Here is a 17385-nt window from a genome sequence, read left to right as displayed (position 1 = left end):
AATCGACTGCGGCACCGAAGCTCACAAGGGGGAACGGCACATGGCGACCACCGGCCGGAAGACACAGGAGATTCCCGAACTCGCGGGACTTCCGCTGCTCGGCTCCCTGCTCGACCTCAAGAACGACACGCTCGGCACCTTCCTCAAGGCCCGCCGCGAGCACGGGGACGTCGTCCGGGTCACCGCCGGACCGCCCGGACTGCGCTCCACCATCTACCTCGTCCTCTCCGCGGAGGGCGCCCAGCAGGTGCTCGCCACCGAGGCCGCCAACTTCCGCAAGGAGAACAACTTCTACGAGGAGCTCCGGGTCTCCTTCGGCAACGGACTGCTCACCAGCCAGGACGAGGACTACCTGCGCCAACGGCGGCTCGTCCAGCCGCTGTTCACCCGCCGCAGCGTCGACACCTACGCCGCCGCCGTCGCCGAGGAGGTCGACCGGCTCACCGGCAGCTGGCGGGACGGCGGCCAGGACAGCGTCGACGTCATGCACGAGATGACCACGCTCGCGCTGCGCGCCGTCGCCCGCATCCTCTTCGGCACCGACGTCGACGCCGCCGTCGACATCGTCGAGCGCTGCTTCCCGGCGCTCGGCGCCTACGTCTCCCGCCGCGGCTACTCGCCCCGCAACATCCCGCGCGAATGGCCCACCCCGGGCAACCGCAAGGCCGCCGCCGTGCACGAGGAGCTGTACGCCGTCTGCGACCGCATCATCGCCGAGCGGCGCGCGGCCGGCACGACCGGCGCGGGACGGGACCTGCTGACCCTGCTCATGGCCGCCGAGAGCGACGGGGACAGCGGCTTCGACGCCACCGAACTGCGGGAGCAGGTCCTGGTGTTCCTGCTCGCCGGGCACGAGACCACCGCCACCTCGCTCGCCTTCGCGCTGCACCTGCTCGCCAAGCACCCCGAGGAGCAGAAGCGCGCCCACGAGGAGGTGGACCGGGTCCTGGCCGGCCGCACGCCCGGCGCCGCCGACCTCGACCAGCTGCCGTACCTCACCCGGGTCCTCAAGGAGGCCATGCGCCTCTTCCCGGCCGCCGCGGCCATCGGCCGCCGGGCCGTCGACGCCACCGAGATCGGCGGCTACACCATCCCGGCCGGCGCGGACGTCATCGTCGCGCCGTGGGTGACCCACCGGCACCCCCGCTACTGGGACGACCCGGAGCGCTTCGACCCCGACCGCTTCACCCCGGAGGCCGAGGCCGGCCGGCCCCGCTACGCCTGGTTCCCGTTCGGCGGCGGCCCGCGCGCCTGCATCGGCCAGCACTTCTCGATGCTGGAATCGGTGATCGCGCTCGCGATGATCCTGCAGTCCTACGAACTGGAGGCCATCGACACCGAGGTCCCGCTGGCCGCCGCGATCACCCTCCAGGCCCTCGGCCCGGCCCGCTGCCGCCTGAGGCCGCGCACGGCCCAGGCCGAAGAGGTCTAGCTGCGGGTCGCCACGACGATCGTGGCGTAGAGGTCCTCGTCCTCCAGGACCCGGGCCGTCAGGCCGTGCGCGGCGACCACCGCCACGGCCGGGTCCGTCTGGCGCTCGCTGGTCTCGAAGAGCAGATGACCGCCCGGCGCCAGCCACTCGGCCGCGCCGGCCGCGACCCGGCGCAGCACGTCCAGGCCGTCCGCGCCGCCGTCCAGCGCCACCAGCGGCTCGTGGTCGCGGGCCTCGGGCGGCAGCAGCGGCACGTCGCCGCTCGGTACGTACGGGACGTTGGCGACGAGCACCTCGACGCGGCCCCGCAGCTCCGCCGGCAGCGGGGCGAAGAGGTCGCCCTCGTACACCCGCCCGCCGCGCGGCTCCACATTGCGGCGGGCGCAGCGCACCGCGGCCGGCTCGATGTCGGAGGCGTACACCTCGGCGCCCTCGACCGAGGCGAGCAGCACCGCGGCCGCCGCGCCCGTACCGCAGCACAGGTCGACGCAGACCGCGCCGGGCCGGGCGAGCGCCACGGCCCGGCCGGCCAGGAACTCGGTGCGGCGGCGCGGCACGAACACCCCGCCGTCCACCTCGATCCGCAGCCCCCCGAACGCGGCCCAGCCCACGACGTGCTCCAGCGGCAGGCCCGCGGCCCGCCGCTCCACCATCGCGTCCAGCTCGGCCGGACCGGCCGCGGCCGAGGCCAGCAGCTCCGCCTCCTCCTCGGCGAAGACACAGCCCGCGGCCCGCAGCCGCGCCACGACGTCAGGCAAGCTGCGCCTCGATCGCCGCCACCAGCTCCGGGGCCTCCGGCTCGGTGCGCGGGCGGAAGCGGGTCACGGCACCGTCCCGGCCGATCAGGAACTTCTCGAAGTTCCACTGCACGTCACCGGCCTCGCCCTCGGCGTCGGCGACCTTCGTCAGCTCCGCGTACAGCGGGTGCCGCCCGGCGCCGTTGACCTCGGTCTTCGCGAGCAGCGGGAAGGTCACGCCGTACGTCGCCGAGCAGAACGTGCCGATCTCCTCCGCGCTGCCCGGCTCCTGGCCGGCGAACTGGTTGCACGGCACGCCGAGCACGGTGAAGCCGCGCTCCGCGTACTCCTTCTGCAGCCGCTCCAGGCCCGCGTACTGCGGGGTGAGACCGCACCGGGACGCCACGTTCACGACCAGGACGGCCCGGTCGCGGAAGTCGGCGAGGGAGAGCGGGTCGCCGGCGAGGGTCGTCAGCGGAATCTCGTACAAGCTCATGGGACTGCTCCTCGTCACAATGGGGTTTGATCTGACCATGGAAGACGAATCGCTGGCAATCGACGTCGGTGCCCCGCCACACGCCGACGCACCCGGCCGGGTGTGGTGCCGGCTGTGCGGGCGCCCGCTGACCGGCGCCGCGTCCCGCCGCACCGGCCTCGGCCCGGCCTGCGACGCCAAGCTGCACCCGCCGGGCCCGGACATCCGGACCCGGCGGCACGAGGTCGAGCAGGACACCCTGCCCGGTATCTAGCCCCGCACGTCTCCGTGGGCCTCCCGGGCGAGGTCCTGCCAGGCCGCCCAGGTGTGCAGGCGGTCCGTGTAGACCTGCGGGAGCAGCTCGTTCCCCTGTGCGCCGAAGAAGACCCGCAGCGGCGGGTTCTCGCTGTCGACGATCTTCAGCAGGGCCCGGCCCGCGGCGGCCGGGTCGCCCACGTCGACGGAGCTCGCGAACGCGGCGAACTGCTCGCGCAGCCCCTCGTACACCGGATCGGCCTCGGCGTGGACGACGCTCGTCATCGCGTCCGTGGCATAGGAGCCGGGCTCGACCACGGTCACCCTGACCCCGAACGGGGCGACCTCCTGGGCGAGGGACTCGCTCAGGGCCTCCAGGGCCCACTTGGAGGCGTGGTAGCCGCCGCCGAGCGGCATCGCGACGACGCCGCCGACCGAGGAGATCTGCACGATGTGGCCGCCGCCCTGCTCCCGCAGCCGCGGCAGCGCGGCCTGCACGACCCACAGCGGCCCGTACAGATTGGTCTCCAGCTGGTCCCGCAGCTCCCGCTCGCCCAGCTCCTCGACGGCGCCGAAGAGGCCGTAGCCCGCGTTGTTCACGACCACGTCGAGCCGTCCGAAGTGCTCCGCCGCCCGTCGTACGGCCTCATGCACGGCGGCCCGGTCGGTGACGTCGAGAGCGAGCGGCAGCACCGCACCGCCGTACGCGGCGACCAGGTCGTCGAGGCGCGCGGTGTCCCGGGCGGTCGCGGCCACCCGGTCGCCCCGGGACAGCGCGGCCTCGACGAAGGCGCGGCCCAGACCGCGGGCGGAACCGGTGACGAACCAGACCTTGCTCATGATGGATGTTCCGTTTCTGTGGTGGCTTCCGGAGCGGAAATACGCTCATGAGACGCCGCACCGGGCCACCCTGTGACACGCCGCCGGGACTCGCGTCAGCCCAGCGGCAGCAACGCCACGTCCAGTTCGAGCCGCACCTTCGGGCTCACCATGAACCGGGTCGCCGCGTTCCAGTTCACCCCCCACGCGTTGCGGTCGACCGTGACGCCGCCGCGGAGCCCGACGCGGTGCCCGTCGCCGCCCTCGGTCAGCTCCAGGTCGAGGGTGACCGGCCTGGTCACCGACCGGATGGTGAGGTCTCCGGTCACCGCGAACCGGGTGGCACCGGTCTGCCGAACCTCGGTAGATCCGAACTCCAGGGCCGGGAACTCGGGCACGTGCAGAAAGGTGGCGCACAGATGCTCGTCGCGCCGCGGGTTGCCGGTGCGGATGCTGTCCGCCCGTACGGCGAGCCGGACGTGGGACCGGGCCGGGTCGGCGCCGTCCAGGTGCGCCCGGCCCTCGAAGTCGTCGAAGTGACCCCGTACCCGGGTGGACAGGGCGTGGCGGGCCACGAAGCCGATCCGGGTCCGGCCGGTGTCGAGGACGTAGTCGCCGGTCAGTGCGTCGAGCGTGGGCGTCGGGGTGGGCATGATGGTCACTCCTCGTACGTGATGGGGTTCGCCGGTACGACGAGGCGGCGCCCCGGACTGTCAGGCCGGGGCGCCCCACGGCCCGCCGCCTCACATTTCGCGCCGCCGTCTCGTCGTACGGATGTGAGTACGCGCGAGAAGAAGGCCGGTGGCACGATGAGCAGCGACGAGGACCTGAGCGACGAGGATCTGAGCGTCGTCATGAGCGAGCGGCGGCAGCTGATGGGCGTGGCCTACCGGCTGCTCGGTTCGCTGGCCGACGCCGAGGACGTGGTCCAGGACACGTACACCCGCTGGTACGCGATGTCACCGGAGCAGCGCGCCGAGATCGCCAACCCCGCCGCCTGGCTGACCCGCGTCGCCAGTCGCATCTGCCTCGACGTGCTCCGCTCGGCGCGGGTCCGGCGCGAGAGCTATGTGGGCGAGTGGATCCCGGAGCCGGTGCCCGGGCGGCCGGAGTGGATCGGCGAGTGGCCCGGTGACGCCACGGCCGACCCGGCCGACCGGGTCACCCTCGACGAGTCGGTCAACATGGCCTTCCTCGTCGTCCTCGACGCCATGACGCCCGCCGAGCGCGTCGCGTTCGTGCTGCACGACGTCTTCGGCTACGCGTTCCCCGAGGTCGCCGAGATCGTCGGCCGCACCCCGGCCGCCTGCCGGCAGCTCGCCTCCTCGGCCCGCCGCCGCGTCCACGCGGCCCGCCCGGCCGCAGGGGCGGCCGCGGCCGCGCCCGACGCGCGGCGCGCCGACCTGGTCCGGGACTTCAAGCGGGCCTGGGAGGCCAAGGACATCAAGGCCCTGATCGGGCTGCTGGCCCCGGACGCCACGGTGGTCGCCGACGGCGGCGGTCTGGTCGCCGCCGCACCGCACCCGATCGAGGGCCACGAGCGGATCGCCCGCTACCTGGTCGACCTCGCCGCCCGCGCCTCCGGCATGACCTTCGAGGAGCGGACCGTCAACGCCCAGCCCGGCCTGATGGTCTGTCACGAGGGCGCTGTCGCCGCCGTGTTCGCGTTCGACGTCGCCGACGACCGGATCACCGGCATCTGGGCCGTACGCAACCCGGAGAAGCTCCGCCCCTGGACCACGGAGGAGTGAGCGCCCGGCGGGGCTAGAGCTTGCGGAACAGGCCCTCCTGGACCACCGACACGAGCAGCCTGCCCTCGCGGTCGTAGATCCGGCCGCGGGCCAGGCCGCGCCCGCCGGTCGCGATCGGCGACTCCTGGTCGTACAGGAACCACTCGTCGGCCCGGAACGGCCGGTGGAACCACATCGCGTGGTCGAGCGACGCCATGTCGAAGCCGCGCGGCCCCCACAGCGGCTCGACCGGGATCCGCACCGCGTCGAGCAGCGTCATGTCGGAGGCGTACGTGAGGGCGCAGGTGTGCACCAGCGGGTCGTCGCCCAGGGGCCCGACCGCCCGCATCCACACCGCGCTGCGCGGATCCGCGTCGGCGACCTCCTCCTTCGACCAGCGCAGCCGGTCCACGTAGCGGATGTCGAAGGGCTGGCGGCGGGCCATCCGCTCCAGCGCCTCCGGCAGCGCGCCGAGGTGGTCGCGGATCTCGTCCGACAGGATCGGCAGGCTGTCCGGGTCGGTGAGGTGCCGCGGCGGCAGCTGGTGCTCGAAGGCGCCCTCCTCGGGGAGGTGGAAGGAGGCCGTCAGATTGAAGATCGTCCTGCCCTCCTGCACCGCCGTGACCCGCCGGGTGGTGAAGGAACGCCCGTCGCGCACCCGCTCCACCTGGTAGACGATCGGCACGCCCGGCCGGCCCGGGCGCAGGAAGTAGGCGTGCAGGGAGTGCACCGGGCGGTCGGCGTCCACCGTGCGCCCGGCCGCCACCAGGGCCTGGCCGGCGACCTGCCCGCCGAAGACCCGCTGCAACGACTCCTGCGGGCTGCGGCCGCGGAAGATGTTCACCTCGATCCGCTCCAGATCGAGCAGATCGACGAGTCTCTCGGCGGGGTTGGTCACCTTGCTCCTCCTGGAAGTGGTCACGGGTTCACAGTTGTCCGACCGACGTCACGCGGACGATCGCCCGGCCCTCCTCGTCCGAGGCCGCCAGGTCCACCTCCGCGCTGATGCCCCAGTCATGGTCGCCGTTCGGGTCCGCGAAGGTCTGCCGGACGCGCCAGACGCCGTGCGCCGGGTCCTCCTCGATGGCCAGCAGCTTCGGGCCGCGCGCGTCCGGGCCGGTACCGAGGTCGTCGTACTCGTCCCAGTACGCGTCCATCGCCTCGCCCCACGCGTCCGCGTCCCAGCCGGACTCCGCGTCCATCTCGCCGAGCTCGTCCACGTTGTCGAGCGCCGCCAGCTCCACCCGGCGGAACATCGCGTTGCGCACCAGGACCCGGAACGCGCGGGCGTTCGCCGTGACCGGCTTGACCTGGTCGGCCTTCTCCTGCGCCTCCTCCGCGGACTCCAGCTCCGGGTTGGCGAGCTGTTCCCACTCGTCGAGCAGCGAGGAGTCGACCTGCCGCACCATCTCGCCCAGCCAGGCGATCAGGTCCTCCAGGTCCTCCGTCTTCAGGTCGTCCGGGATGGTGTGGTCCAGCGCCTTGTACGCGCTCGCCAGATAGCGCAGCACGATGCCCTCGGTGCGCGCCAGCTCGTAGAAGGAGGTGAACTCCGTGAAGGTCATCGCCCGTTCGTACATGTCACGGATGACGGACTTCGGCGACACCGGGTGGTCGCCGACCCACGGGTGCGACTTCCGGTAGACGTTGTACGCGTGCCAGAGCAGCTCTTCGAGCGGCTTCGGGTACGAGATCTCCTGCAGCCGCTCCATCCGCTCCTCGTACTCGACGCCGTCGGCCTTCATCGCGCCGACCGCCTCGCCGCGCGCCTTGTTCTGCTGGGCGTGCAGGATCTGGCGCGGGTCGTCGAGCGTCGACTCGACGACCGACACCATGTCGAGCGCGTACGACGGGGACTGCGGGTCGAGCAGGTCGAAGGCGGCGAGCGCGAACGTCGACAGCGGCTGGTTGAGCGCGAAGTCCTGCTGCAGGTCGACGGTCAGCCGGATCGTGCGGCCCTCGGCGTCCGGCTTGTCCAGCTGCTCCACGACGCCGCCGTCGAGCAGCGAACGGTAGATCGCGATGGCCCGGCGGATGTGCTTCAGCTGATTGCGGCGCGGCTCGTGGTTGTCCTCGAGCAGCTTGCGCATCGCCTCGAAGGCGTTGCCGGGGCGGGCGATCACCGAGAGCAGCATGGTGTGGGTGACCCGGAAGCGGGAGGTCAGCGGCTCCGGCTCGGCGGCGATCAGCTTCTCGAAGCTGTTCTCGGTCCAGCCGACGAAGCCCTCCGGGGCCTTCTTGCGGACCACCTTGCGGCGCTTCTTCGGGTCGTCGCCGGCCTTGGCCAGCGCCTTCTCGTTCTCGATGACGTGCTCGGGCGCCTGCGCCACCACGAAACCGGCGGTGTCGAAGCCGGCCCGCCCGGCCCGGCCCGCGATCTGGTGGAACTCACGGGCGCGCAGCGTGCGCACCCGGTTGCCGTCGTACTTCGTCAGCGCCGTGAACAGCACCGTGCGGATCGGCACGTTGACGCCGACGCCCAGGGTGTCCGTACCGCAGATGACCTTCAGCAGACCCGCCTGCGCCAGCTTCTCCACCAGGCGCCGGTACTTCGGCAGCATGCCCGCGTGGTGCACACCGATGCCGTGCCGGACGTAGCGGGAGAGGTTCTTGCCGAACTTGGTGGTGAACCGGAAGTTGCCGATCATCTCGGCGATCCGGTCCTTCTCCTCGCGCGAGCACATGTTGATGCTCATCAGCGACTGCGCCCGCTCCACCGCCTGCGCCTGGGTGAAGTGGACGATGTAGACCGGCGCCTGCTTGGTCTCCAGGAGCTCGGTGAGCGTGTCCGTGATCGGCGTGAGCCGGTACTCGTACGACAGCGGCACCGGCCTGGTCGCCGAGCGCACCACCGAGGTCGGCCGCCCGGTGCGCCGGGTCAGGTCCTTCTCGAACATCGACACGTCGCCGAGCGTCGCCGACATGAGGACGAACTGCGCCTGCGGGAGTTCGAGCAGCGGGATCTGCCAGGCCCAGCCGCGGTCCTGCTCCGCGTAGAAGTGGAACTCGTCCATCACGACCTGGCCGATGTCGGCGTCCTTGCCGTCGCGCAGCGCGATCGACGCGAGCACCTCGGCGGTGCAGCAGATCACCGGCGCGTCCGCGTTCACGGAGGCGTCGCCCGTCAGCATGCCGACGTTCTCCGTGCCGAAGATCTTGCACAGGTCGAAGAACTTCTCCGACACCAGCGCCTTGATCGGCGCCGTGTAGAAGGTGACCTGGTCATTGGCCAGGGCCGTGAAGTGCGCCCCCGCCGCGACCAGCGACTTTCCCGAGCCGGTGGGCGTGGAGAGGATCACGTTGGCCCCGGAGACCACCTCGATCAGCGCCTCCTCCTGGGCCGGGTAGAGCGTGATGCCCCGGTCCTCCGCCCAGGTGGAGAACGCCTCGAAGAGGGCGTCGGGGTCGGCGGTCGGCGGCAGCTGATCGATAAGGGTCACGCCCCCATCTTGCCTGGATTCCGCCCGGATGAGGGAACCGGCCACCGGATCGAAGATCACGGACGATAGGCTGGCCCGTCGACCGGCCGTCAACTGGGCGGCTGAGCACGGGGAAACCGCGAGCAGCGGCGAGCGGCGGCAAGAGACGGGGCGGGAAGAATCATGATGGGACCGGCGCACTCGCTGTCCGGAGCGGCGGCCTGGCTGGGCGTCGGAGCGGCGGCAGCGGCCTTCGGCCACCCGATGCCCTGGCCGGTCCTCGTCGTCGGCGCGCTCATCTGCGCGGGCGCCGCCCTCGCCCCCGACCTCGACCACAAGTCGGCGACCATCTCGCGCGCCTTCGGCCCGGTCTCCCGCGGCCTGTGCGAGATCGTCGACAAGCTGTCGTACGCCGTCTACAAAGCGACCCGCACGTCCCACGACCCGCGCCGCTCCGGCGGCCACCGCACCCTCACCCACACCTGGGTGTGGGCGGTCCTGGTCGGCGGCGGCTGCTCCGTCGCCGCCGTCACCGGCGGCCGCTGGGCGGTCCTCGCGATCCTCTTCGTCCACCTCGTGCTCGCGGTCGAGGGCCTGCTGTGGCGAGCCGCGCGGATGTCCAGCGACGTCCTGGTCTGGCTGCTCGGCGCCACCAGCGCCTGGATCCTCGCCGGCGTGCTCGACCAGCCCGGCAACGGGGCCGGCTGGCTCTTCACCGCGCCCGGCCAGGAGTACCTGTGGCTCGGCCTGCCGATCGTCCTCGGCGCCCTCGTCCACGACATCGGCGACGCCCTGACCGTCTCCGGCTGCCCGATCCTGTGGCCCATCCCGGTCGGCCGCAAGCGCTGGTACCCGATCGGCCCGCCGAAGGGCATGCGCTTCCGCGCGGGCAGCTGGGTCGAGCTGAAGGTCCTGATGCCGGCGTTCATGGTGCTGGGTGGAGTGGGCGGGGCGACGGCGCTCGGTTATCTGTAGAGGGTCGTACGGAGCACGGGGTCGTAAGGAGTACGGGTCGTAGGAGTACGGGATCGTAAGGAGTACGGGGCCGTAAGGAGAAGGGCCGCACCGGATGTACGGTGCGGCCCTTCTTCGTAGGTCCGCGCGGGTCAGACGCGCGGCGCGGCCGCGGCCGTGGCAGTGAGCACGTGCGGCAGTTCCGCGCCGGTGGCGCGCAGCCGTCGTACGAGGTCGGCGGGCGTGTGGCCGGCCGGCTGCGCCACCCATGCCTCCAGGGCCTGGTGGAAGACCGCGACGAGCATGTCGAGCGCCAGCCGGGCGTGCAGGTCCGCGGGTCCGGCCAGGCCGAACCGCCGCTCGGTCACGGCCAGCGCGGCCCGGGTGGTGCGGTCGCAGAACGCCAGCCCGTGCGCGTCCATGGAGGGTGTACGGGCGGCAAGCCGACGGCTGGCGAGCGCGCGCTCGGCCCAGGCGCCGGCGGGCATCCGGTCGATCGCCTCCGCCAACGCGTCCTCGAACACCGCGAGAAGCCGCCGCCCGTCCGGCGCGGCGGACTCCAGGACGTCGAGGAAGGCCGTCCAGAGGTCCTGGGTCGGCGCCATGGCGACGTCTTCCTTGCTGTCGAAGTAGCGGAAGAAGGTCCGCTTCGACACCTCGACCGCGTCGCAGAGCTCGTCCAGCGTCACGCCGTCGAAGCCGCGTTCGCCGAAGAGCCGGAGGGCGGTGTCGATCAGTGTCTGCCGGGTGCGCAGCTTCTTGCGCTCGCGCAGGGGCAGCGCGGCGGAGATCTCGGCGGCGGTCTCGGAAGTCATCAAGGGTCACTGTATCGGAGCAGCGATAGCCATCTATAGGCTTGTGCCACTCAGTGGCAGATTCTCGATCGGGATCCGGGATCCGGGATCCGAGATTCGGGATCCCGGATCCGAGAGCCCATTTCCTTGGAGGACGTCCATGCGTGCCCTTCTCGTCGACCGCGCCGCCCCCGGCGGCCTGCGCCTCGGCACCGCCCCCGACCCCCGGCCCGCGCCCCACCAGGCGCTGATCCGGGTGACCGCGACCTCGCTCAACCACGGAGAGGTCGCCTTCGGCCTCGGCGCCGCAGCCGAGGGGTCCGTCCTCGGCTGGGACGCCGCCGGAATCGTGGAACGCGCCGCGGCGGACGGCACCGGTCCGGCCGTCGGAACTCCGGTGGTGACCCTGATGCCGGACGGCGCCTGGGCCGAACTCCGTGCGGTCGACACCGCCCTCATCGGAGTCGCCCCCGCCGGGGCCGACCCGGCGGCCCTGGCCACGATCCCCGTCGCCGGCGCCAGCGCGCTGCGCGCCCTGCACCGCCTCGGGCCGCTGCTCGGCCGCGAGGTCCTGATCACCGGCGCCACGGGAGGCGTCGGACGGTACGCCGTGCAGCTCGCCCGGGCCGCCGGCGCCCACGTCGTCGCCGTCACGAGCGACCCGGCCCGCAACGGCGAGGTGCTGCGCGAGCTGGGCGCCCACGAGGTGGTCGGTACGCCCAAGGAGGCCGCCCGGCCCGTGGACGGCGTGATCGATCTGGTGGGTGGCCCGCTCCTCGTCGACGCGTACGAGAGCCTGGCCCCGGGCGGCACCCTGGTCGCCGTCGGCCACTCGGCCGGCCGGGGCGAGGACTTCCCCTTCGGGGCGCTGTTCGGCGACCAGGGCAGGCACGACCGGTCCCTCGTGACGTTCTTCCTGCTCACCTGCACGGGTCTCGACCGCGATCTGGGCTGGCTCGCACGACGCGTCACCGCCGGCGAACTGGACCCGGGCATCACCTGGCGGGGCGACTGGAGCGCGGCAGCGGACGCGATCGGTGTCCTGCAGTCCGGCGGTCTTCACGGCAAGGCGGTGCTGACCATCGGCTAGAGCCGGATCCGGGATCCGGGATCCGGGATTTTGGATCCGGGATCCGGGATGTTGGATCCGAGATCCGGGATGTTGGATCCGAGATCTCGGCTCTCGGATCCGAGAGCCGAGACCCCAGGGCCGGAAGCCGCGGATCCAAGATCCAACATCCCGGATCCACGGCGCCGCGAGCGAGGCCGCCCCCGTACCGGTCCGCCGCTCGCGGCGCCGCCGCCTACCCGTGCCACGACCGCCACAGCGCCGCATACGCCCCGTCCGCCGCGACCAGCTCCTCGTGGCTGCCCAGCTCGCTGATCCGGCCGTCCTCGACGACCGCGATCAGATCGGCGTCGTGCGCGGTGTGCAGGCGGTGCGCGATGGCGACGACCGTGCGGCCGTCCAGGACCCGGGCCAGGGAGCGCTCCAGGTGCCGGGCCGAGCGCGGGTCGAGCAGCGAGGTGGCCTCGTCCAGCACGAGGGTGTGCGGGTCGGCGAGGACCAGCCGGGCGAGCGCGACCTGCTGGGCCTGGGCCGGGGTGAGCGCCAGACCGCCGGAGCCGACCTCGGTGTCCAGGCCGCCTTCCAGCGCCTTGGCCCAGCCGTCCGCGGCCACCGCGGCGAGCGCCGCCCACAGCTCCTCGTCCCCGGCGCCCGCCCGCGCGAGCAGCAGGTTGTCGCGGAGCGAGCCGACGAAGACGTGGTGCTCCTGGTTGACCAGGGCCACGTGCTCGCGCACCCGCTCGGCCGGCATCCGCGCCAGTTCGGCAGCGCCGAGGGTGACCGAGCCGGTGCGCGGGGCGTAGATGCCGGCGAGCAGCCGGCCCAGCGTGGACTTCCCGGCTCCCGAGGGGCCGACCAGGGCGAGCCGGGTGCCCGGGGCGACGTCCAGCGACACCCGGTACAGCACGTCCACGCCCTCCCGGTAGCCGAAGCGCACCTCGTCGGCCCGGACCTCCCGTCCCTCGGGCCGCGTCTTCGGGTCGCCGGCCGCCGGCTCGATCTCCCGGACGCCCACTAGGCGGGCCAGCGACACCTGGGCGACCTGGAGCTCGTCGTACCAGCGCAGCACGATCCCGATCGGGTCGACCAGCATCTGCGCGAGCAGCGCGCCCGTGGTCAGCCGGCCGACGTCGAGCCAGCCGTGGAGGACGAGGACGCCGCCGACGAGCAGCACCGAGGTGATGACCAGGGTGTGGGTGAGGTCGACGACCGGGAAGAGCACCGAGCGGAGCCAGAGCGTGTACCGCTCCCATCGGGTCCACTCGGCGATCCGCCGGTCCGACAGCGCGATCCGGCGCGCGCCGAGGCGGTGCGCCTCGACCGTACGGCCCGCGTCCACGGTCTCGGCGAGCACGGCGGCGACCGCCGCGTAACCGGCCGCCTCCGAGCGGTACGCCGCCGGGGCCCGCCGGAAGTACCAGCGGCAGCCCACGACCAGCAGCGGCGCGGCGACGAGCAGCGCGAGGGCGAGCGGCGGCGCGGTGACCGCGATGCCGCCGACGAGCAGCGCCGCCCACACCACGCCGACGACGAGCTGCGGCACGGCCTCGCGCATGGCCTCCGCCAGCCGGTCGATGTCGGTGGTGATCCGCGACAGCAGGTCGCCCGTGCCGGCCCGCTCCAGGACGCCCGGCGGCAGCGCCACCGCACGCACCAGGAAGTCCTCGCGGAGATCGGCCAGCATCCGCTCGCCGAGCATCGCCCCGCGCAGCCGTACCAGCCGCGTGAACACCGTCTGGACCACCAGGGCGATCGCGAACAGGATGCCCGTGCGGGCCGGATGGAGCTCCCGGGCCCCGGCCGTGAGGTCCTCGACGACCGTGCCGAGGAGATAGGGCGCCACCATCGAGGCGATGACGGCGACCGCGTTGACCGTGACCAGGACGGCGAAGGCGCCCCGGTGACGGCGCAGCAGATCCCGTACGTACGCCCGGACCGTCGCCGCCGTGCCCACGGGCAGGGTGGTCGCGGACCGGGGTGCCGCCGGGTCGTACTCCGGGGGCGCCACGCCGATCATGCCGTTTCTCCTTCCAGCTCGCCGAGGCGGCTCAGCTCGGTGTCGAGGACCAGGTCCGGTTCGTCGCCGCCCTTGCCGGCGATCTCGTCGTCGGTCTCGCGGGTGACGACGGCCCGGTAGCGGGGCTCGGTCGCGAGGAGCGCGCGGTGCGTGCCCACGGCGACCGCCGTGCCGCCGTCGACCAGGACGACCCGGTCGGCGAGGTCGAGCAGGAGCGGCGAGGAGGCGAGCACCACCGTCGTCCGCCCGTCCCGCAGCCGCCTGATTCCGGCCGCGACCCGGGCCTCGGTGTGCGAGTCGACCGCCGAGGTCGGCTCGTCCAGGACGAGCACCTCCGGGTCGGTGACCAGGGAACGGGCCAGTGCCAGTCGCTGCCGCTGGCCGCCGGAGAGCGAGCGGCCGCGCTCGGTGATCCGGGTGCGCATCGGGTCGCCGCCGGTGTCCACGGACGCCTGCGCGAGCGCGTCGAGCACGTCACCGCACTGCGCCGCGGCCAGCGCCTCGGCCGCCGTGACCCGGCCGGACGACGGCACGTCGAGCAGCTCCCGGAGGGTGCCGGAGAGCAGCACCGGGTCCTTGTCCTGCACGAGGACGGCGTCGCGGGCGGTCTCGAGCGCGAGTCCGTCCAGGGCCACCCCGCCGAGCAGGACGGAGGAGTGGTCCTCGCCCGGCTCCGCCGGATGGCCGCCGAGCCGGTCGGCGAGCCGCCCGGCCGCGTCCGGGTCGCCGCACACCACCGCGGTGAACAGGCCGGCCGGCGCGCGTACTCCGGTCACCGGGTCGTACAGGTCCCCGCCCGTGGGCCTCTCGTCCCCGACGGCCTGCACGGTGGTCGTACGGCTCAGGGCGAGCACCCGCGCCGCGCGCTTCGCGGACGGCCGCGAGAAGGAGTACGCCATGGCGATCTCCACGAAGTTGCGCAGCGGATGGTGGGTGAGCGCCACCGCGCCGTACACGGTGACCAGTTCGCCGACCGTGATCCGCCCGTCGAGCGCGAGCCGCGCCCCGTACACGACCACGGCCGCCAGCAGCAGACCCGGCAGCAGCACCTGCACCGCCGCGATCAGCGCCCACATCCGGGCGCTGCGCACGGCGGCCCGGCGCACTTCCTGGGAGGCGGCCCGGTAGCGGCCGAGGAACAGTTCCTCGCCGCCGATGCCGCGCAGCACCCGCAGTCCGGCGACGGTGTCGGAGGCCAGTTCGGTGGCCCGGCCCGACTTCTCGCGCTGCTCGTCGGCCCGGCGGGTGGCGCGGGGGAGCAGCGGCAGCGCGGCGAGCGCGAGGACGGGCACGCCGAGGGCGACGACCAGGCCGAGGTCCGGCTGGTAGAGCAGCAGTCCGACGCAGACGAGGACGAGGGTGAGGGCGGCGGACGCGAAGCGGGAGGCCGCCTCGACGAACCAGCCGATCTTCTCGACATCATTCGTGGACACCGCCACGACCTCGCCCGCCGCGACCTGGCGGGTCAGCACGGAGCCGAGCTCGGCCGTCTTGCGCGAGAGCAGCTGCTGGACGCGGGCGGCGGCCGTGATCCAGTTGGTCACGCTCACCCGGTGCACCATGGCGTCGCCGGTCGCGATGGCCACGCCGAGCACGACGAGCAGCCCCGCGCCGAGCGCGAGCCGGCCGCCGTCGCGGTCCACGACCGCCTGCACGGCGAGGCCGACGCCCAGCGGGAGGCCGGCGATGCCCAGTTGCAGGAGCAGGCCCCACAGCAGGCACTTCAGCTGCCCGCCGAGCTGGTTCCGGCCGAGCCAGAGCAGGAAGCGCGGTCCCGAGCGGACGTCCGGCACTCCTGGGTCGGCGTACGGAAGGTCTTTGATCTGCATGGCGCCCCAAGGGTTGCGACGGCGGCCTTTCGGGCCTGTCCGGCGGATCGGGGTCGGATGGGCCCGAAAGGCCACCGAACCCTCCAAGGTTTGCGCCGCGAGCGACCCTCCGGCAATCGATTTTCTGGCAACTCCGAACACATCAGGCCAAGGCGGGCCCACGCCCTCTGGACCGGCTCACCCGGCCCGCGCTTCACTCACGACCCATGAGACAACGGAAGATCATGAGCATGATCGGCGGCCTCACCCTGGCCGCCGGACTGCTGCTCGCCACCCCCGCCACCGCCGGTGCGGACGAGGCCCCCGCCACCCCGCCGGCCGAGTTCACCACCGACTGGCACGACCCGGTCACCGCGGCCCCGCCGATCGACACCCCCGACACCCGCAGCTGCCAAGTGACCCTGGCCGAGACCCAGTTCCGCGACTTCACGCCCTACCAGGGGAGTTACACCCCGCCCAAGGAGTGCGGCACCCGCTGGAACAAGGTCGTGCTCCGCCTCGACGGCAAGGTGAAGGGCCGTCAGTACGACCGGCTCGGCTACCTCACCGTCGGCGGCGTCGAGATCCTCCGCACCTCCACGCCCGAGCCCTCGCCCGAAGGCATCGCCTGGTCCGTGGAGAAGGACGTCACCCGCTACCGGGACACCTTCAGCAGCCCGCAGTCCGTCGAGATGCTCATCGGCAACGTCGTCAACGACACCTACACCGGCGTCCTCGACATCCGCGTCACCCTCACCTTCTACACCGCTCACGGCAGGGCGAAGCCCGCCGCCACCCCCGACCGGGTGCTGCCGCTCACCGGCGGCAGCCTCACCACCCCGCGCAACACCGAGCGGATCCTCGCCGAGGTGTACGCCACCGGCTCCGGCGGCGGCTGCGAGGAGTTCTGGTACCTCACCGTCCCCGACGCCGCCCCGTACTCCTGCAAGGCGACCGAAGGCCCGTACCGCGAGGTGCAGATCAGCGTCGACGGGCAACTCGCGGGCATCGCCGCCCCGTTCCCGCACGTGTGGACCGGCGGCTGGTCCAACCCCTTCCTCTGGTACGTGACCCCCGCGCCGCGCGCCTTCGACGTGCAGCCCGTCGTCTACGACCTCACGCCCTTCGCCGCCGTCCTCAACGACGGCCGGGCCCACCGCGTCGAGGTCTCCGTCGCCGGCGTCCCGGCCGGACAGAGCGGGTGGAGCGTCCCCGCCAACGTGCTGCTCTGGCAGGACGAGGGCCGCGCCGTCGTCACCGGCGCCCTGGACCGCCACGAGGCCGGCACGCTGCGCAACTCGCCCGTCCACACGCCCGGTTCGGCCGACTCGTCCGACGTCCTGGAGACCACCGGCGGGCACACCCTCACCGTCGCCGGCCACCTGAACACCTCGCACGGCCGCGTCGACACCACCGTCACCCGCACCGTCGACCACCACTCCACCCACCGCTGGGGCGCGGACGAGAACCCGGACGCGCTCGCCGCCCGGTGGAGCGACGACGAGACCGTGACCGTCGGCCGGACCGCGACCCGCACCCACCGCACGTACACCATGGACGGCGAGATCAGCGTGGACGCCGCCAACCGGCTGCGGACCGTCCTCACCGTCGGCGACCGCGCGGACACCGCCGTCGTGCGCGGCGACAAGCGCCTGTCCTGGTCGCGGCTCGACGACACGTACACCGGCGACGCCGCCTTCAACCTCGGCGTCCCGCGCGAGCAGCGGCACGCCGTCGGCACCAGCGAGGAGCGCTACCGGCTGTACGGCTCCGAGGGCTGCTACGACCGGACGCTGAGGACCGCCCAGGGCACCCTGGTCGAGGACTCGCAGCGCTGCTGACCCGTCCCCGTGTGCGGATGCCCGGGCCCGTCACG

15 protein-coding genes are annotated in these 17385 nt (G+C 73.0%); 6 read left to right on the top strand and 9 right to left on the bottom strand.

Annotated features, from left to right (window positions below):
• Window positions 1-40: 40 nt before the first annotated feature.
• The gene (locus tag ACIRSU_RS04920; RefSeq protein ID WP_403789238.1) at window positions 41-1432 is read left to right on the top strand and encodes a cytochrome P450; all 1392 of its coding nucleotides are present in this window, start codon (window positions 41-43) and stop codon (window positions 1430-1432) included.
• Here the strand turns inward: ACIRSU_RS04920 and ACIRSU_RS04915 are convergent.
• Both ACIRSU_RS04915 and ACIRSU_RS04910 read right to left on the bottom strand, forming a co-directional pair.
• Complete coding sequence (locus ACIRSU_RS04915) at window positions 1429-2190, bottom strand: putative protein N(5)-glutamine methyltransferase (RefSeq protein ID WP_403789237.1); 762 nt, start codon at window positions 2188-2190, stop codon at window positions 1429-1431. The genes ACIRSU_RS04920 and ACIRSU_RS04915 overlap by 4 nt on opposite strands.
• The gene (locus ACIRSU_RS04910; RefSeq protein WP_403789236.1) at window positions 2183-2665 is read right to left on the bottom strand and encodes a glutathione peroxidase; all 483 of its coding nucleotides are present in this window, start codon (window positions 2663-2665) and stop codon (window positions 2183-2185) included. The genes ACIRSU_RS04915 and ACIRSU_RS04910 overlap by 8 nt, the downstream gene beginning before the upstream one ends.
• A gap of 37 nt (window positions 2666-2702) precedes the next feature.
• Here ACIRSU_RS04910 and ACIRSU_RS04905 point away from each other — a divergent pair, with 37 nt between their 5' ends.
• Window positions 2703-2918 (top strand): DUF6011 domain-containing protein, encoded by a 216-nt coding sequence (locus ACIRSU_RS04905; protein WP_403789235.1) that lies wholly within the window; start codon window positions 2703-2705, stop codon window positions 2916-2918.
• Here the strand turns inward: ACIRSU_RS04905 and ACIRSU_RS04900 are convergent.
• Window positions 2915-3739, bottom strand: a complete 825-nt coding sequence (locus ACIRSU_RS04900; RefSeq protein WP_403789234.1) for an SDR family NAD(P)-dependent oxidoreductase — start codon at window positions 3737-3739, stop codon at window positions 2915-2917. The two genes, ACIRSU_RS04905 and ACIRSU_RS04900, sit on opposite strands and share 4 nt — an antisense overlap.
• A 95-nt stretch (window positions 3740-3834) precedes the next feature.
• Window positions 3835-4371, bottom strand: coding sequence for a YceI family protein (locus ACIRSU_RS04895; protein WP_403789233.1), 537 nt, complete (start codon window positions 4369-4371; stop codon window positions 3835-3837).
• A gap of 156 nt (window positions 4372-4527) precedes the next feature.
• On the opposite strand from ACIRSU_RS04895, the gene sigJ reads away from it, so the two are divergent.
• Complete coding sequence (sigJ, locus tag ACIRSU_RS04890) at window positions 4528-5469, top strand: RNA polymerase sigma factor SigJ (RefSeq protein WP_403789400.1); 942 nt, start codon at window positions 4528-4530, stop codon at window positions 5467-5469.
• A 13-nt stretch (window positions 5470-5482) separates the two neighbouring features.
• Here sigJ and ACIRSU_RS04885 read toward each other — a convergent pair whose 3' ends face one another.
• Window positions 5483-6346 (bottom strand): acyl-CoA thioesterase, encoded by an 864-nt coding sequence (locus ACIRSU_RS04885; RefSeq protein ID WP_403789232.1) that lies wholly within the window; start codon window positions 6344-6346, stop codon window positions 5483-5485.
• Between the two features lie 28 nt (window positions 6347-6374).
• Window positions 6375-8948 (bottom strand): DEAD/DEAH box helicase, encoded by a 2574-nt coding sequence (locus ACIRSU_RS04880; protein ID WP_403789231.1) that lies wholly within the window; start codon window positions 8946-8948, stop codon window positions 6375-6377.
• Window positions 8949-9050: 102 nt separating this feature from the next.
• On the opposite strand from ACIRSU_RS04880, the gene ACIRSU_RS04875 reads away from it, so the two are divergent.
• Window positions 9051-9842, top strand: a complete 792-nt coding sequence (locus ACIRSU_RS04875) for a metal-dependent hydrolase (RefSeq protein ID WP_403789230.1) — start codon at window positions 9051-9053, stop codon at window positions 9840-9842.
• Window positions 9843-9973: 131 nt separating this feature from the next.
• Here ACIRSU_RS04875 and ACIRSU_RS04870 read toward each other — a convergent pair whose 3' ends face one another.
• Window positions 9974-10636 carry a TetR/AcrR family transcriptional regulator gene (locus ACIRSU_RS04870; RefSeq protein WP_403789229.1) on the bottom strand — a complete coding sequence of 221 codons (663 nt, stop codon included), beginning with the start codon at window positions 10634-10636 and terminating at the stop codon, window positions 9974-9976.
• A 139-nt stretch (window positions 10637-10775) separates the two neighbouring features.
• On the opposite strand from ACIRSU_RS04870, the gene ACIRSU_RS04865 reads away from it, so the two are divergent.
• Window positions 10776-11705 carry a zinc-binding dehydrogenase gene (locus tag ACIRSU_RS04865; protein ID WP_403789228.1) on the top strand — a complete coding sequence of 310 codons (930 nt, stop codon included), beginning with the start codon at window positions 10776-10778 and terminating at the stop codon, window positions 11703-11705.
• Window positions 11706-11919: 214 nt separating this feature from the next.
• On the opposite strand, the gene ACIRSU_RS04860 is transcribed toward ACIRSU_RS04865, so the two are convergent.
• Window positions 11920-13701: an ABC transporter ATP-binding protein gene (locus ACIRSU_RS04860; RefSeq protein ID WP_403789227.1), complete on the bottom strand. Its 1782-nt coding sequence runs from the start codon at window positions 13699-13701 to the stop codon at window positions 11920-11922.
• The gene (locus tag ACIRSU_RS04855) at window positions 13698-15530 is read right to left on the bottom strand and encodes an ABC transporter transmembrane domain-containing protein (protein WP_403789226.1); all 1833 of its coding nucleotides are present in this window, start codon (window positions 15528-15530) and stop codon (window positions 13698-13700) included. Before ACIRSU_RS04855 ends, ACIRSU_RS04860 begins: the two co-directional genes overlap by 4 nt.
• Window positions 15531-15736: 206 nt before the next feature.
• Between ACIRSU_RS04855 and ACIRSU_RS04850 the strand changes: the two genes are divergently transcribed.
• Complete coding sequence (locus tag ACIRSU_RS04850) at window positions 15737-17350, top strand: peptide-N4-asparagine amidase (protein WP_403789225.1); 1614 nt, start codon at window positions 15737-15739, stop codon at window positions 17348-17350.
• The last annotated feature ends 35 nt before the right edge of the window (window positions 17351-17385 follow it).

The organism is Streptomyces sp. NPDC101160 (assembly GCF_044768205.1).
Classification (GTDB): domain Bacteria; phylum Actinomycetota; class Actinomycetes; order Streptomycetales; family Streptomycetaceae; genus Streptomyces.
The sequence above is the reverse complement of the archived record's forward strand: the minus strand, read 5'-3'. Positions and strand labels throughout refer to the sequence as shown.